The sequence below is a fragment of the Moraxella marmotae genome (assembly GCF_042219885.1).
Lineage (GTDB): Bacteria > Pseudomonadota > Gammaproteobacteria > Pseudomonadales > Moraxellaceae > Moraxella > Moraxella marmotae.
On record NZ_JBHJHR010000003.1, the window covers coordinates 18405 to 34473 of the forward strand.

Below are 16069 nucleotides of genomic sequence, written 5' to 3' on the forward strand. Positions count from 1 at the left end.
ATTTGCTTGATGATTTTATGGTAATCAAGTTGTTAGTTTATTACAAAAAATATCCCTAAAAATGATGGTAAATCTTGGCGAATGCTTGTACTGACTGGTGAGAGCAATTGCTGTATTTGAGATATATCATTTTTAATTTTTATGGGTGTATTTTTATTATAAATAAATAGACAAATTTATTGAGTACTCATAAATAAAACCATAAAGTAAACAGTCATAATAAATCACATTGATAGAGCAACATCTCACGCACAATGTACATCATAAAATCTGCATAAATCCCATCAAAATAACAATAATATTACACCATATTTAAGCCATGAAATTACCAAAGATTGTAAAGCATGGTAAAAAATACCGTGCTCAAATTATGAAAAATGGACATCGTATCACCATCACAGCAGACAGTGAATACGAATGTGAAAGACAACTGATTATTAAGCTATACGATATACAAGACCAACTCCAAACAGATGAGCGTTATTCACCCACACTACAAGAAGTGATACAAGATTATTATCAACATCATCTTAGGCAATTAAAATCAGGTGAATGTACTTACTACTATCTGAAATCATTTATCCGTGATAACCCTACAATTGCTAATAAACCAATCCATCAAGTTACACCACAAGACATCACAGCACACAGAAATGTATTAATGAAACGCATCAGTAACAGTACTGTGGTCAATAGGCTAACCCAGTTAAGTGGGGTATTTAATTATGCAATCAAAGAGCGTTATTGGATAGATGAAAATCCAGTCAGTAAAGTAACCAAACCCACCAAATCACCACCAAGAAACAGACGCATTACACAGGCTGAAATTAACGCACTGATTAAAGTATCTAAGTATTGCTCCAACACACCGCCTAAGACAGTCAGACAGTGGATAGTATGGACGGTATTATTTGCCTTACAGACTTGTATGCGACAAGGGGAAATACTGGGTATGACACCCAAGCACATGCATAAAGACCATGTACATCTGCCTAAGACTAAAAATGGGACAAGTAGGAATGTACCCTTAAATAAACAAGCCAAAGCATTACTAAGACAGCTATGGCTCAATACAGCAGATGCAGATAAGACATTTATACCTATTAAACAAAAGACATTTAACAGCACAACTTGGCATAATCTACTAAAAGATGCTGGTATCACAAATTTACATTTTCATGATACCAGACATGAAGCCATCAGCAGATTTGTTCATCAATACCAAATGCCTGTGGAAGTCTTGGCTAAGATTACAGGACATAAGGATTTACGAGTATTATTAAATACTTACTACAATCCTACGGTAGATGAACTGGTAGAGATGGTGAGTGGTTATTAGGTAGGATTAAGATACTGTGGGTGAAAAGGGAATGATTTTATCATCATCGTTATCATTTTCAAAATGAATATTTGGTATGGCAGACAAATCCACAGTGTCTAAGATGTAAGCGGCAAATTCCTGCAAGGTCATTGGCTCTCTTTCACCTGTTAGTTTATTGACTCTGGTAATATCAAAGGGAGTGTCTGTATTAATAGACTCAGGTAGCTGGGTAACGGCATAAGCCAATGTTACGCAACTAGTCAATACTGACATAGCGGTATCCATTGTAAGGGTAATACTTTTGTTTTTGCTCATAACTATTTCCTATTTACAATTTTACAATTCAAAATCATTAAACGCATCATCAGACACTTCAGCGTCAATCTGTCCTACAAGATAAGAAGTAATTTCTGTCTCTTGTGGGGCAACTTGTACATTGTCTGATGATAGCCACGCATTAATCCATGGGATTGGATTACTGGTATTAAAGAACGGTCTTAAGCCAATGGCTTTCATGCGTAGAGCAGTGATATACTCTAAGTACTGCGTTAAGATTGGGGTATTTAAACCAATCATTGAACCGTCTTTAAACAGATATTCAATCCATGCCTTTTCTTGTTCATAAGCAAACCAGAAAATATCATAGATTTCATTTTTACATTCATTGGCTATCTGTTGATAATCAGTATCTTCTTCAAGCATCAGCTTAAGCATATGCTGTGTACCATTAAGGTGTAATGCTTCATCACGAGCAATCATCTTAATAATCTTAGCATTACCTTCCATCAGCTTACGCTCAGCAAAAGCAAATGAACAAGCAAAGGATACATAAAAGCGAATGGCTTCTAGCACATTGACACTCATAATACATAGATATAAGCGTCTTTTTAGCTCATACATATCCACTGGCTTACCTTGCTGATATTCAAGTGATAGCTCATGCAAGCTGTCATAGTACTGACTGATAGACTCTGCACGCTTAATAATCTCTGGATTAACCACAATATCATCTAACACTTCACTAGGATTATTAAAGATATTACGGATAATGTGCGTATAACTGCGTGCGTGGATTGACTCAAAAAATGCCCATGTTTCAATCCAAGTTTCAAGCTCTGGGATAGAAACCAAAGGTAATAGTACCACATTGGGACTGCGTCCTTGGACACTGTCAAGCAAAGTTTGGTATTTTAGATTGCTAACAAAGATATGCTTTTCATGCTCTGGTAGCTCCATAAAATCTATGCGGTCTTTGGATACATCAATCTCTTCAGGTCGCCAAAAGAATGACAACTGCTGCTGAGTAATGTTCTCAAAGAACGCATAATGCTGCTTATCAAAGCGTGAGACATTGACACCTTGACCTAAGAACATGGGTTCTTTGGTAGCGTCATTGTGTGTGGTATTAAACACGGTATAGCTCATTTGACTATCTCCAGCTGTACAGGGACTTTACCATAAGACAATGGGGCTATCTGCTTAAATGCTGCTTTGGATAAATCCACAACAACACCATGACCCAATCTGCCAGTATCATTGACACGACAAATCACAGATGCTTTGGTCTTAGTATTGGTAACTTTTAGATAAGTACCAAAGGCATAGCGATTACTGGCACAGGTGAGTTTATATTGACTAAACCTTTCACCTGATGCTGTCTTACGCCCATGGAATTTATCTGCATAATAAGTTGCTGACTGGGCATGAGCAGATTCATAGATAAATATCGCTGCAATCAAACACCAACCCAGTAGCATTAAAGTAATGGGATTTCTCATGGCTTAATCCAGTTATTGAAATAACTTGCGTGTCTTTTCAACACTGTTCTTATCAGACTTATCTGGGATAACATGGGTATCATCTTCAATGACATCATCTGTAACTGGTGCTGATGCTGTATTACCAAACAATGCTTTGGTTGGCTCTGTATGGCTCGTATTGGCGTTTTGTGGCTCATCTGGTATTGTTGTACCAGCTGATGCTTTAGGCTCATCAGAAGGCTTTACAGACTCATTATTCACTGGTTTAGATGGTTTGTTTGACTGTTGGTTTTGTTTGTTAGATTGGTTAGATTGAGCTGGTTTATTGGTATCAATCTGCACACCTTCTGATGTGATTTGTACAGATACTTTGGACTCATCAATGGTTAAGCCTTGGTTTGATAGATACTCAATGACAGCTTGGTTTAGCTCTTGTTTGTCTAGGGTGATTTTCATAATAACTCCATAATGATTAATTAAAAATAGCGGTATGTGTGGCTACGATGGCATCACAAATATGCTCTCTTTCGCCTTTGGGAAATTGTAAAAGCCAGTCATCTACTTCAGGGTAGTATTCAGATACCCAGTTCATGACTTCATCTTTACTGGCATCTTTTTTACCCACTGTGGCTTTGACTTGTTGTGGGGTGATGGACAGCAGGGGAATGGTATGTTCTCCATCTTGATAAGCCAATGCAGCAGATAGACTGATACAAGTGGCATAAGACACCATCGCACGAGATGATTGGCTACCAACAGGTAATTCAGCAACCAAAAAGTTAGGCTGATATAAACCAATCAAATTGTGTAAGCCATGATATAACTGAGTGGCTGATTGCAAGTCTTGTAAGTTCTGGCGTTGTTCTTTATCTGGTTTAGAATGAATCACACCGCCTTTGGTGAACTCAAGGACTTGGGTATTCTCATTGTAATTGGCAATACAATAACCCCAGTTGCGTAAACTGGGGTCAAAGCCAATGATGGTTTTCACTGGATTATCGTTCATCAAAATTCCTTAGCATAAATCGCTGTGTCATAAGGCAATTCTTTGAACATATCAAAAGCATGGATTAGTGCTTCTTTTTCATCTACGGAAGTAGCATTGGCAATATCACGCTCAAGTACCCATAGGATATTGCTATGCCATTTAGAGATGACATCAACCATATCACTGGCAGTGTGTAATAAAGTATGTGAAGTCATGTGTGTATCTCCGTCAGTCTTAGGCAAATAGTGATGATGTTTTCTTAGCTGGTGAGCTTTGGGTTGGTTTTTTACCCAAGGTTTTGTCATTGGTTTGACCTTCCCACTTATCAAGCCAAGTATTGATAAACACAGCGTCTGATTGTTCTGCACGAACTTCATTAACTGTACGATTGTCTTTGGCTGAAAATACTTTATTAATACTGTTTTGTTCACGAGTCTCTTCCGTGTCTTGATAGCCGTTGTCTGTCTTTTCTTGTTTAAAGACTTTCTCTTTTAAAATACCTAGCTTGACTTGTTTACCAATCAAAGCGGTTAGCATAGGGACTTCAGTAGGTACTTCTGACTTGGTTTCAAAATTATACAGATTGATGATTTTGGTTTCATCTTTTTGTTCAAACAATGGCTTACCTGATGCAAACAGACTGATGGCATCAGCATTGACAAATGATGGTAGGTAATTACGCTGACCGTTGCGTTCATAGTAATTCTTACCTTCTTTGTTGGTTACATACATGGTTTCTTTGAGTGTTTTACCTTCTACATCAAACTCAAAGTTTACTGCTCCAGCACCTGATTTGGCTTGAGATAGATAAGCATACTTAATGGTTGCTGGATAGACACCTGATTCAAACAGACTAAAGTTACCGCCTACTGTGTCTTTATCTTGGGTAACTTCATCGCTATAAGATAGATTGGTCAAAAAACTCATAAAATACTCCGTTAGGTTGGGTTAAGTGAATAGATAATTAAATAATTAATATTTGGCTTGGCTACCATGATTGTCATGAAAACCAAGCTCTAAGGATTTTTGTTTGCGTGCTTTGATGGCTTCATCAATATCTGTAAAGGACTTTTGATAAACCTTTTTACCGTTTAAGCTAATCTCCGCAATATAGCGTTTTCTACGCTTACACCACCAGATGCCTATTTCATCTAGCCTACTGGTACGGCGTGTCTTATTGCGTTGGTTTTCTGCTTTGGTAATGTGTCTTAGATTACTAAGACGGTTATCATCACGGATTTGGTTGATATGGTCTATTTGATGCTTGGGCATCTCACCATGTACATAAAGCCATACCAAGCGATGCTCAAGATAGCGTTTACCAAATAAAGTGATACTGCGATAACCAGATGATTTGTCTAAAGTTCCTGCACGAGTGTGTAGGTGAATGTTCTTACTGGGTCTTTTAATCCAAGTAAATTCACCTGACTGCTCATCGTATCTTAGATATTGCTGTAAGCGTTGTTGGGTTAAATCACTCATGATTTATTCCATGGTTTATTCATAATACTCATTTAGGCGTTTGAGTACCAAATTGACATCGTTATTAATAAATGTCTCACTGTCATCAAATAGACCCATAGGACTACGCATACGCTCATCTACGGTTTCTTTGGTGATTTGGGTTTGAAAGACATATTTAATACCTAGTGCTTTTTCACGGTCTGTATAAGTCAATAACTCATTTTGGTAGTCATTCAGACTATCTACCGTTACTTTTTTGGTACTGACAATACAACTAAAATACGATTCCACGCCCTGATTTGCCAATGCACCTTTGATAGGTACTTTGGTTTCCATCACCATGTTTTTGTCATTCAAAGCAGTCTTGGTATGTGCTGTAAAAATCACTGCCTTTGAGCTAGATGCGACATATTGCTGCATCAGATTTTTAAAGTACTGGGCATAATCAGACCATGCTTTCATGGTATTGGCTGCGGTCAGTACATGAACAGACTCATACATATCCATCAGATAATTTAAACCATCAATGACAATGGTTTTAATCTCATCTTGCCCTTCAGCCCAATCAAATGCTTCATAGATTTGATATGGGTCTGTGATGGTTTTTTGGATAAATGATTTGGGTTTGAAGGGCAGTTTTTTCCTGTGTGTTCCAGTGGGTTCGCTACTTCCACTGCGTTCTTTAATGAACTGCTTATACTTTCATATAAGAGCAGACTATATCTTCACCTTTACTAAGGTGTCCACCACTTCGCATCGCTTGATGCTACTTGCTTACGCAATAGTCGTTGGGGTTTACTTAATCATTAAGTCTTACCTGCTGATTGCCCAATCCTTTAGATTGTTACACTGTGGTACTAAAGGCTCTAAGGGGTTTCCAGCATTTCAATGGATTATCCTATCCCCATCACTGGGGTAGGGGGCTAATTAATAACCCGATTCGCAATTTAGATAAAGTACATTTTCTAAATTAGCTAAACTTACTGATTTACCAGTAGATGATTCACCACAAACCAGTACTAAATGGTCATTGGTTGTCATATGATTACTCCATAAATAAAAATAAAAACCACAACACCGCAGAATGCGGCATTGGGTTACTCTTAGGCTACTAGCTTGGCTGCAACGGTATGAAAGATGGTATTGTGCAACTCCAACTCATCTAACTTATCGCTAAGTTTATGATTGAGTGAAATTACTTTATCCTTGATGGCTTCAAAGCTAAAGCCAGCATCTACCAATACCATCGCAAAGCGTAGTAGCATATTATTACGGTTTCCATCACCTGTGTTATTGATAACCCAGCGTTCTAGATTATCTAACTGGCTTTGGTCATGTAATAATTTTTCTCGCTCTTCATTCTTAGATGTCTTAGGAATGAATGGCAATATATCAAACAACTCACCATCAGTAACAATCACTTGTCCATCAGGGTGGGTAAGCCACTTCTTAGCACGCTGACCACATTGCATATCTACTTCAAAGGGCAATGAGCTGATGACATTGTTGTACAGCTCTTTATACTCTTTGGCATCTAAGCGTAGGGTATAGTTTAGTGGTAAGATAATGCGATAGCGATTCTCATCGTCTGTATGACGCTTGGTGGTGTAATAGATGGCTTGATACTTCTTAAGTAGCATCATTGCCGTAGATAACTTAGTACCACTATCCACATCTAAAACCAACAGATTAAAGCCGTCTATGGCATTTTCTTCTTTACGATAACCATCTTTGACATGATGACTAAGCCAATGAAATCCGTCCATACTGACGAGCTTGGCTAAGTTATCAAAGCTGACTGTATCGTTAAAGTAGTCTTGGGTCATGTTAGGGTTATTGGTATAACTGACAATCAAATTATCCAGATTGGTTTCTTGGATAGTATCTGCGTGTAGGAATAAAATAGACTCTGCATAGGTCTTTTTAATCACAATGTTATTTTTATAACCCCAAGCAATTGCCATCATGATTTGCTCATCTTTTTGGGCTTTACTCCCACGAAAACTGGGTAAGTCTTCGTCTAAGTCTGCTAAGGTAACTTGGGTGTTGGTTTGGGCTAGATAATTAGCCAGCTTGATATAAGGACGCTGTGGGGTCATCAAGCGAACAAATGCTTGACCTGAATCTTCAGCTAAGCGAATGGCGTATTCAATATGCTGTGGTAGGATTTCATCACTATTATCCACAAAAGCATAAACACCAGCCAATTTCATTACTTTAAAATAACGATGCTCTAGCTCTGCTTTTTTGATGGTTTCAAGCTCACTGATATTTTGGCTTAGATGCTCACAATGTAGCTTATACTCAATCAATAACTGTACTGATGACTTAGGTAAGCTCACTGTCTTATTGATTAATGATAAATCTGCTAATAAGCCAAACTGCTCTGAGATTTGTTCAATATAATCATCATTATCAGTATTAAACAATTGCTCCATCACTTCTTCTACGGTCAGTGAAGTCTGCTTGGTGGATTTATCAGCAAAGCCAAAAAAGCATCTGCGTGCATAACCCATCTCCAGCATCTCCATCAGCTGCTCTTCAGTTCTAGCACCGTCCAATAACTTAGATGGTGTACCAAACAGCAGCATATTGGCAGGCGTGTAGCCATCAATGCGTTCAAAGCGTGTGTTATCTGCACTGGATTTAACCAGCTTATCTTTAATCAAGCCTTTGTCATACAGCTCTAAATAAGCAGTCAATGCTTCAATAGAGCCACTGAAATTAGCTCCAATCTCATCTACTTGTAAGTTACATGAACCAGCATTTGCCATCAGTAGCTTTTGACGCATCTGCTTAATCGCTGGGACTGTGGCACTATCAAAGCTAAATAACAATGCACCTAGCTCTTGGAATGCTTTACCCAGCTTGATTAACTCATCTTCAATGTCTGTACCATTACGAGTGGCTCTCTTGGCTGCTAATAGCTCACAGTTTTGCTCTGCGGTAATGGGGAAGGTGTGTTCCATAAATACCGTTTTAAAGCTGTTAATCACTTCATTTTCCATCAGTGAAGTGCTGTGTCCTTTACCTGAACCTGACGGTGATAAAGCCATGGCATACATATTGACAGGAATGGTACTGCGTCCTGACCAGCCTTTGATACTCACACGCATATGTGATGCCATCAAAGCCATGTAATAAGCCACAATCACTCTAAAAAATAAGGGATTGGTATTTTGGGTTTTGGTTTGAAGTATCTCTACCAACCGCTCTGATGTAGGGTGATACTTCATCTGTTCAAAGGGTTTCATAATGTATCCTTAAATACAATGAGTAAATAACAGGTGATAAGTAAACTGGCTACATAAACCAAAGTAGGTGCTAATAGCTCTTGGGTAATATAAAGCGTACACAAAGCCAGTATCATACTGATGGCTAGGGCTTTGATAAAATCAAACCAACTAATCATGGTAGCTGTCCTTTTGTTTGGTGAATAAACGATAAAGCACTTCTAAGGCTGCAAATACACAAGGTAAACCAATCAGTACCGTAAATACAAAAAATAGTTCTGTCATAAGATAAGCTCTCCACTGGCTAAATAAGCATCTTTTTGGGTGCATAGGGTTAATGCAGGACAATAACGACAAGCAACCACTTGTCCTTTGACTTCTTTAATCATGCCGTTGTTATGGTATTTGGTAGCCATATAAGCAGCCGCATCTGTAAAGTTGTCAAAGTTCTTGGTACTTCTGTCTAGCTTGTTTGGGTCTTTGTAATATTTATAGACCGTAGGTTTACGCCATAAATCAGCATCAGTACACTGGGGCAAATCACACTCTGGGGTGTCTTTATGAGATATGATTTGCTTAATCTTAGTGCGTACATAATGCTCTGTGGCATCTAGGTCTAATAAAGGAATGCGTTGGGAATGAACACGATTGGGTGGATAATCCTTATTACGCAATGACTCAACCTTATTAAAATCTGTAAAGATATAATGAATGGTCATATAGTCTTTATGGATAATCCGTGGATTAAGCCAACGGTAAATAGAGCCTTGTAGCTGATACTTTTCTGCATTGGATTGGTTTAGATAAGTCCATACAGAAGTACTCTTAAAGTCTTGGACTTGTCCTTCTGCAACAAAGTCAAACTTACCTGTTACTGTCATACCAGCAATGTCTTTACAGCTACGCTGCTCCATATAGATATTAATATCGTCTGGATTGGGATTGGTAGGATTAACCTTAATCTTATCAATCACCTTTTGGCTATAACCTAAAGCACGCAAGGCATTGGTGGGATTAAGCCATGCTTGCTCAATCGCTGTATGAATGGCACTACCCATACGAGATGAGACCAAGTCAGCCACATCAGTAAAGGTAGCTTCATTATCTAATCTTTGGCTTAGGATAATCTGTCTGATTGGCTTAAGTAGGGTAGTGGCACTGATACTGTTAGGTAGTCCATCATAAGTATCTGTGGCTAAGAATACCGCTAGTGGTAGGGGAATATTGGCATTGTTGGTGTAGTTCATAACAAATCCTGTCTCATGGCTGATAGTGATAAATGAATAAATAAATAAATAAAAAAGATATACCACCATAAAAAGCGGTATATCTGTGATAGGTAAGAGATGATTAGGGTGGGGCTGCTATTGATGGGTCATAAATGACTTTAAACCCATGATAATTATCACCTACATAGATACCAATCCATGTAGGAATATCATCAGTACCATTGTATAGATTGTTTATAGATAAACCGTAGATAATACAATCTTGTAACTCATCAATATTGATATTCTCAAGTCTAGTTACATTATCCTCAAAAGTGGTATTTAATTTTTTATATACACCTGTCTTAGCGTCTTTACCGTACATTGCAGTGAGCTGTTTACCTGAACCAGTCTCAATTTCTACTTGTGTGGCGATGACAGTATCTGAACGGTATTCTTTTTTAAACTTATTGATAATCCAATCATCAAAGTAAAAAACCAATGCCTGACCGCTAGGGCTATCAGGAATGATTGCATTAGGAACTCGCCATTCAGTCCCATACTGAAAATAGTAGAATTGAGTATCTGCACCCAACTTGTCTTCTACAAGGTAGTATTTAGGCAGAACCAACCAAGCATTATCGTACTTACTATTACGGTCATTATATGTGGCTATCTTAAGCATTTCGTTGGATTGTTCTAGGTGATGATATTTAGGGATATTATCAGTTTTATAAACGATTGCTCTATTTTTCAGATAGTAATTATCATCTTTTTGAGTATCTAATTGGGTTTGTACTGATTGAATTGTCTGACTGACTTGGTTAATGGTTTCATAAGTTTGGGTGTCTAATTCTACAATCTTATCCGCCAATTCCTTAAAGCTATCAGAGTCTTTATCAGCACCATTGACTAACTGCTCTACCATTGCCAGTAGCTGAGCATCTACTTCTGATTTGGTGTAATAAGCAGACAAATCTACATTAGCAGTACCATCACCACTATCATTAGCTTTTGGCTTAGGTTGTGGGGTAATACCAATGCCTTCATTGTAGGCATAAACCATCGTATCAGAATTAAGACGGATATAATGGCTGTTAATGGTGATATTGGTGGTATCCTTAGGACTAATACTGGCTAGTGGTTTCCAGTTTACACCATCATCAGATTGCTCTAAGATGGCTTGGGATTCACCTAAGTTGGTTAGCTGTGTGGTGGGGAATAACAGCGTAATAATCGCAGTCTGAAAGCTGCGTAATAGATATTTATCAGAAACATAAATCATGATGGAACTCCTTATGGTTAGGAAGTTCCATCATAGTTGAGTTTTAAACCAAGTGCATAATTTTACTCATCATTGATTGGTTTAAAGTACTGCTGAACAGTATCTAGAGCTTTGGGGGATTTATTTATCAAATCAATGGTTAAATGGGCATAGCCTGCAATATCACGCCATGAGTCAATAAAATAGCTATCACCATTGATAATACGAGCAATCTTATGCAGTATCATCTCAATGGCTTCTTTTTGGTATGGCTCTAGTGGCTGTGTTCTGGGTAGGCTAAATGCCACATCTTTTAGTGATTGGCTTAAGGCACTGGTTAGTACATAATCACCGTGGGTGTGTTGTCGTTCTGTGAGTGTGGATTCAATCATAAATATCCTTAGTGGTTGGTTAGTTAATTACTGTGGGGTTAAATGGTCATTGGGCAATGTATGATGCTGATAAGCCAATGGGATATGACCCCGTCTGGCATAGACAGGGTAATAACCATATTGGCGAGCTATATCACGAATGAGCATCTTTGAGCGGCTAACTTGCTCTAATTGACGCATATAGATATAGCCCTTAGTATCCTGCTCAAACATCTGCTTAAGCTGGGTGAGTGGATTCATGATGAACAAGCTCCAAAAATACATGAGCTGTCTGCTCATTATGAGCATCTACAAACTGCTTAAGCTCATCTACCGTATCAAAATCCAGTAAAGTATTTCTACTGGCTTCATGGGGTCTAGGGCTGATGGTTAGACGGTATTTGCTATGCTCAGGTCTGTATGAGTAATTAAAGCGAATACCATTGGCATATTCATCATGCCACTCAACGGGTTTGATTTTATATAAATTCATTAGCAACTCACTGTCATATAAGATTTGGAATAATCTAGCATAGGATATTGACTGGCTTCATGTAAAGCATGGTCAATGACGGTATCAAAGTCATATTTATTGACTTTAGCGGTCTTATAAGAAACCAAGCTAAATTCACCCAATATGTTATACAGATACAGATTAATATACCAAGTGCGATATGCTTTAGGATTTAAAATCTCATCTCTACGATACAGCCAATCACCAGACCAAGTACAACGCTTGGCTAGCTCTTGGAAAGTACAATCTGTATCTACTGGGATTTTTAGATAGCCCTTAAAGGTCTTAGTTCGCATGGTTTAATTCTGGCTTTAGGCTTTTTCTTTGACATCTGCCAATTCCTTAATCTGGTTTAAATCAAAATAAGGCAATAGGGCATCATAGATAGCACAAGCCAGCTGTCTATGCTCTTTTTGGGTGGTAGGGTCTAATCGTACTTGTAGATAGTGGATAAATGAACGGATATTACCTGTAACATACAAGCGTGATTTGACTAAGCCAATGGGTAATACACTACGAGCAATCTCTTTGGCAATGCCTTGCTCTAGTGCTTTGTTATAAGCATCACGAGCAGTAGCGATGACTTCTTGCTGGGCAATTTGCCATGATAGCTCTAGATTTTCATCATCATTAGGCAGACTGTTTTGTCTGTTGGTTTTATCCTGCAAGCGTGTATCACGAATGATGAATGGATTATCTAGCTCATTGATGTCTTGGTATCTGCCAGAAAATTCCTGAAAAGTTAGCGAGCGATGACGCAATAACTGAATGGCTATATCTTTTGGTGTCTCAATCTCCAATGTAAGATAATAATGTTCAAATGGACTAAAGTGCTTATGCTTGAGTAGATAATTAATCAATCTGTTACTGGTTTGCGTATTAGACTGATTAGATGGATTAGATACACGAGCAACATAAGCAATGAACTCATTGGCATCAGTAGCACTGATGTTTTGAGTAGGCACTGTACGAGCAATGACTTTGGCGGTGGATAGGTTCATGATGATTCCTTAAAAAACAAACGAAAAAGCCAATATAATAAATAAATTACTATAAAGGCGATGAAGATATAGCGTAGTAAACCTAGCATAACAATAACTAAGCCAATAAGAATAATTAGGCTAAAGCCAATCAACAATGGTTTCATAACGGTTTCACAAATTCCTTATAAAACAAACCACAAACCACGCCAGCGGCGTAATAACCAATTATTTATCTGATATAAAAACCAAGTAAACTAATCTGGTTTTGTGTATCAAAGGGGATTAACTATGCCAAATACATTGACTGATTTGCCTTTGATTTTAAAGGTGTTTGCGGTGATTATTGGTGCTATCTTTGCTTTGACTTTATCTGGTGATATTGATAAAGAAGGTAGATTGCACCTAAATTTAAATGTGGTGATTAAGTTTGCATTCAGTGCAACTTTTGGTTTCTTGGCTGGTGGTTGGCTCATTGAGTTTCAAAACTGGACACAACTAAGCCATGTATCGCATGGTTTTATTATGATGCTGTGTTCTGTCTTTGGAATGATGATTGTGGGTGTGGTTTATCAAGCCATCAGATTATCCACAACAGATAAAGACTTGTCTGAGATTATCAGTGAAGTCAAACAAGCCTTTACAGCAATATTTAAATAAGGGGTAGTATGTCAAAGACAATTACAAATGAGCAGATTAAGCAGCTGGCTTTATCTTATAGAATTGAATATGCTGCACTAAAAGCAGTGATTCAAGTAGAAGCTGCTGGGCAAGGATTTTTAAATGGTTTACCAAAAATCCTATATGAGCCGCACATCATGCACAGATTATTAACCAAAAAAGGTTTAATCAGTGTGCGTGAAAAGATGATGCGTGAAAAACCACAATTATGCTATCCACGCTGGGGTACACATAAGTATGGTTTGAGTTCATCACAACATGGTAGATTAAACCAAGCCACAAACTATGACAGACAAACTGCACTAGAGTCTTGTAGCTGGGGCTTAGGTCAAGTGATGGGTTTTCACTGGAAAACACTGGGTTATGAAAGTATCCAAGCATTTGTTAATGCTATGTATAAAGATGAAGCCAGTCAGATTGATGCTATGCTACGCTTTATCAAAGCCAATGGCTTGATTGGTGCATTACAAGCACATGACTGGGCTAAGTTTGCCAAAGGTTATAATGGTAGCGGTTATAGAAAAAATAACTACCATATCAAACTGGCACAAGCCTATCAGCAGTTTAAATGATATAAAAATAACCCCTAGATAGTCTAGGGGTTATTTATTACTTGGTTTAGTAAGTTTATTGATTGTTTACCTGACCTATCAATTTAATGGTGTTAATGGCATCTTCAATACCTTCAGAGTAAACATCTAAAACCAATTCAGTCTTTCTACCTACACCAGTACTGGCTAGCTCACGCTGTCTATCTTTTAATAGACGCTCAATAGAGCTGATAGTAGTCAATATCAACTCATCAGCAAAGTCATATACATAAGGATTTAAATCCATATCACCGTTTGGTTGCTCTTTGAGTTTAAATCCTGTATCTAGGGCTAAATGCTTAATGGCTAATTTGCCCAGTAAGCGTTGTTTTGTACCACTCATTTTACATCACCCACAAAAGGGGTTAAATCAGGTTTGCTGTAATCTTTACCTTTTTGGATTTTACCATTGGTATCAAAGATAGGCTGACCATTTTCAAACTTAGAATAGTTAGAGCGAATCACTTCATTAATCGCACCATACATATCAAAGCCCATGTCATAGCCTGTACCAATGGCTGTAACCACTTGGTCGCATAGAGCATCTAACATCTCTACTCTATCTATTTTACTAAGCTGTTCATTGACTCTATCACTGTGAGCCACGACATCAACGGTCTTTAGCTCATCAGCAACTTCTGTTAGGATTTGGTGCAACTCACCAGCATCTGAATCAAAGGCTTGTACCATTTCTGAGATTTCTTCAAAATGACAGCCCAATTGGGTAAAGATATTTTTGATGGTTGGATTGGGTTTGGCTAACTCAAACCAGTGAATAATAGCACGGATAGGGTCATTAGGTTGGTTCATAAGGGTTTTCCTTTGAGTTTCTTTTGGGTAAATATTTTTTCATTATGACGGATAATCTTATCCAAAACAGCAGCATATTCTAATGCTTCTTGTCTGTCATAAATCAATTGATTACATGGGGTACGATAAGCAACACCTGTGGGGGTAACGACACGGATTAATTCGCCTTTACCTACCACAGCGTTATCCATACCTTCGTATTCTTTATATTTCTCTGGCTTACGGTGATACATAGAAATACCATATAAAGTAAAAATAAAGCATATTTTATACTATATATGGTATATATTCTACATACTAACCAGAAAATCAATGACTAATTGAGACCATGGTTGATAGTCATCTTTTTTATTGGTTAGGCGTTTTATATATTGCCATTTGGGATTAACAATACTGTCATCTGTGTTAAATGATTGAGTATCTGATTCAAAGCAGAATAATAAACCCAGATGGGTTTTACCATCGTCATTATCATTATCTACAATCAACATGACCGTAGGGGTAAATTCTAATGGCTCATCAATACTTATACCCAGCTTATGCTGTAAATCCTGTACAATGGTATGTAGTACGGTATTGGGCAAGCTGTCTTGTTGGTGTTCATAATGAATCACTGAACCAAAACCAACAGATAACTGATTGGTTTGGGGTTTGGTGTATGACAGTACTTGGTTTAGTTTTGTGATACAGACATATGGGGTAATCTGTGGATAGTTCTGTCCAATCATCACATCACTGTCTAGTACGGCTTTGGCAATAAAGTGCATGGGAAAGGACTTAAGCGTATCTAGCGATACAGGGATAAGGTGCTTACCTGTTGTTGGGATATTGGCTTTGGTAAGGGTGTCTTTGGTAGTACATAGTACTGGACTGGCGATATTCATA

At 37.9% G+C, this 16069-nt stretch carries 25 protein-coding genes; 3 read left to right on the forward strand and 22 right to left on the reverse strand.

The window, feature by feature from the left end:
* Positions 1–370: 370 nt before the first annotated feature.
* On the forward strand, positions 371–1339 hold the full coding sequence (locus ACFBZI_RS10515) for a tyrosine-type recombinase/integrase (protein WP_375716127.1): 969 nt from the start codon (positions 371–373) through the stop codon (positions 1337–1339).
* 6 nt (positions 1340–1345) lie between these two features.
* Here ACFBZI_RS10515 and ACFBZI_RS10520 read toward each other — a convergent pair whose 3' ends face one another.
* The 18 genes from ACFBZI_RS10520 to thyX all read right to left on the reverse strand — a co-directional run bounded on the left by ACFBZI_RS10520 (position 1346) and on the right by thyX (position 13124).
* A complete protein-coding gene (locus ACFBZI_RS10520) occupies positions 1346–1594 on the reverse strand; it encodes a hypothetical protein (protein WP_375716126.1) in 249 nt (82 codons plus the stop codon).
* A 63-nt stretch (positions 1595–1657) separates the two neighbouring features.
* Positions 1658–2746, reverse strand: coding sequence for a class Ia ribonucleoside-diphosphate reductase subunit beta (nrdB, locus tag ACFBZI_RS10525; protein WP_375716125.1), 1089 nt, complete (start codon positions 2744–2746; stop codon positions 1658–1660).
* A complete protein-coding gene (locus tag ACFBZI_RS10530; RefSeq protein WP_375716124.1) occupies positions 2743–3099 on the reverse strand; it encodes a septal ring lytic transglycosylase RlpA family protein in 357 nt (118 codons plus the stop codon). Before ACFBZI_RS10530 ends, nrdB begins: the two co-directional genes overlap by 4 nt.
* Positions 3100–3111: 12 nt before the next feature.
* Positions 3112–3537, reverse strand: a complete 426-nt coding sequence (locus tag ACFBZI_RS10535) for a hypothetical protein (RefSeq protein WP_375716123.1) — start codon at positions 3535–3537, stop codon at positions 3112–3114.
* 16 nt (positions 3538–3553) lie between these two features.
* On the reverse strand, positions 3554–4087 hold the full coding sequence (locus ACFBZI_RS10540; RefSeq protein ID WP_375716122.1) for a crossover junction endodeoxyribonuclease RuvC: 534 nt from the start codon (positions 4085–4087) through the stop codon (positions 3554–3556).
* On the reverse strand, positions 4087–4284 hold the full coding sequence (locus tag ACFBZI_RS10545) for a hypothetical protein (protein ID WP_375716121.1): 198 nt from the start codon (positions 4282–4284) through the stop codon (positions 4087–4089). Before ACFBZI_RS10545 ends, ACFBZI_RS10540 begins: the two co-directional genes overlap by 1 nt.
* Before the next feature lie 19 nt (positions 4285–4303).
* Positions 4304–4996 carry a hypothetical protein gene (locus ACFBZI_RS10550; protein ID WP_375716120.1) on the reverse strand — a complete coding sequence of 231 codons (693 nt, stop codon included), beginning with the start codon at positions 4994–4996 and terminating at the stop codon, positions 4304–4306.
* Between the two features lie 45 nt (positions 4997–5041).
* A complete protein-coding gene (locus ACFBZI_RS10555) occupies positions 5042–5551 on the reverse strand; it encodes an HNH endonuclease signature motif containing protein (protein ID WP_375716119.1) in 510 nt (169 codons plus the stop codon).
* Between the two features lie 15 nt (positions 5552–5566).
* Positions 5567–6220, reverse strand: coding sequence for an AAA family ATPase (locus ACFBZI_RS10560; RefSeq protein WP_375716356.1), 654 nt, complete (start codon positions 6218–6220; stop codon positions 5567–5569).
* A 416-nt stretch (positions 6221–6636) separates the two neighbouring features.
* Positions 6637–8787, reverse strand: coding sequence for a YfjI family protein (locus tag ACFBZI_RS10565; protein ID WP_375716118.1), 2151 nt, complete (start codon positions 8785–8787; stop codon positions 6637–6639).
* Positions 8784–8945 carry a hypothetical protein gene (locus ACFBZI_RS10570; protein WP_375716117.1) on the reverse strand — a complete coding sequence of 54 codons (162 nt, stop codon included), beginning with the start codon at positions 8943–8945 and terminating at the stop codon, positions 8784–8786. The genes ACFBZI_RS10565 and ACFBZI_RS10570 overlap by 4 nt, the downstream gene beginning before the upstream one ends.
* Positions 8946–9047: 102 nt before the next feature.
* The gene (locus ACFBZI_RS10575; protein ID WP_375716116.1) at positions 9048–10013 is read right to left on the reverse strand and encodes a hypothetical protein; all 966 of its coding nucleotides are present in this window, start codon (positions 10011–10013) and stop codon (positions 9048–9050) included.
* 103 nt (positions 10014–10116) lie between these two features.
* Entirely contained in the window at positions 10117–11259 is a 1143-nt protein-coding gene (locus ACFBZI_RS10580; RefSeq protein WP_375716115.1) for a hypothetical protein, read from the reverse strand.
* Between the two features lie 62 nt (positions 11260–11321).
* Positions 11322–11630, reverse strand: a complete 309-nt coding sequence (locus tag ACFBZI_RS10585) for a hypothetical protein (RefSeq protein WP_375716114.1) — start codon at positions 11628–11630, stop codon at positions 11322–11324.
* Between the two features lie 27 nt (positions 11631–11657).
* Positions 11658–11870 carry a hypothetical protein gene (locus tag ACFBZI_RS10590; protein WP_375716113.1) on the reverse strand — a complete coding sequence of 71 codons (213 nt, stop codon included), beginning with the start codon at positions 11868–11870 and terminating at the stop codon, positions 11658–11660.
* Positions 11848–12102: a hypothetical protein gene (locus ACFBZI_RS10595; RefSeq protein WP_375716112.1), complete on the reverse strand. Its 255-nt coding sequence runs from the start codon at positions 12100–12102 to the stop codon at positions 11848–11850. Before ACFBZI_RS10595 ends, ACFBZI_RS10590 begins: the two co-directional genes overlap by 23 nt.
* Entirely contained in the window at positions 12102–12419 is a 318-nt protein-coding gene (locus tag ACFBZI_RS10600) for a hypothetical protein (protein WP_375716355.1), read from the reverse strand. The genes ACFBZI_RS10595 and ACFBZI_RS10600 overlap by 1 nt, the downstream gene beginning before the upstream one ends.
* 15 nt (positions 12420–12434) lie before the next feature.
* Positions 12435–13124: an FAD-dependent thymidylate synthase gene (gene thyX, locus ACFBZI_RS10605; protein ID WP_375716110.1), complete on the reverse strand. Its 690-nt coding sequence runs from the start codon at positions 13122–13124 to the stop codon at positions 12435–12437.
* Between the two features lie 270 nt (positions 13125–13394).
* Between thyX and ACFBZI_RS10610 the strand changes: the two genes are divergently transcribed.
* Positions 13395–13763 (forward strand): hypothetical protein, encoded by a 369-nt coding sequence (locus tag ACFBZI_RS10610; protein ID WP_375716109.1) that lies wholly within the window; start codon positions 13395–13397, stop codon positions 13761–13763.
* 8 nt (positions 13764–13771) lie between these two features.
* Positions 13772–14356, forward strand: coding sequence for an N-acetylmuramidase family protein (locus tag ACFBZI_RS10615; RefSeq protein ID WP_375716108.1), 585 nt, complete (start codon positions 13772–13774; stop codon positions 14354–14356).
* A 55-nt stretch (positions 14357–14411) separates the two neighbouring features.
* On the opposite strand, the gene ACFBZI_RS10620 is transcribed toward ACFBZI_RS10615, so the two are convergent.
* Genes ACFBZI_RS10620 through ACFBZI_RS10635 form a run of 4 tightly spaced genes read right to left on the reverse strand, consistent with a single transcriptional unit; the run spans position 14412 to position 16068 of the window.
* The gene (locus ACFBZI_RS10620; RefSeq protein ID WP_375716107.1) at positions 14412–14717 is read right to left on the reverse strand and encodes a hypothetical protein; all 306 of its coding nucleotides are present in this window, start codon (positions 14715–14717) and stop codon (positions 14412–14414) included.
* Positions 14714–15184, reverse strand: a complete 471-nt coding sequence (locus ACFBZI_RS10625; RefSeq protein ID WP_375716106.1) for a hypothetical protein — start codon at positions 15182–15184, stop codon at positions 14714–14716. The genes ACFBZI_RS10620 and ACFBZI_RS10625 overlap by 4 nt, the downstream gene beginning before the upstream one ends.
* A complete protein-coding gene (locus ACFBZI_RS10630; RefSeq protein ID WP_375716105.1) occupies positions 15181–15417 on the reverse strand; it encodes a hypothetical protein in 237 nt (78 codons plus the stop codon). Before ACFBZI_RS10630 ends, ACFBZI_RS10625 begins: the two co-directional genes overlap by 4 nt.
* Positions 15418–15474: 57 nt before the next feature.
* Positions 15475–16068, reverse strand: coding sequence for an NUDIX hydrolase (locus ACFBZI_RS10635; protein WP_375716104.1), 594 nt, complete (start codon positions 16066–16068; stop codon positions 15475–15477).
* Between the last annotated feature and the right edge of the window lies 1 nt (position 16069).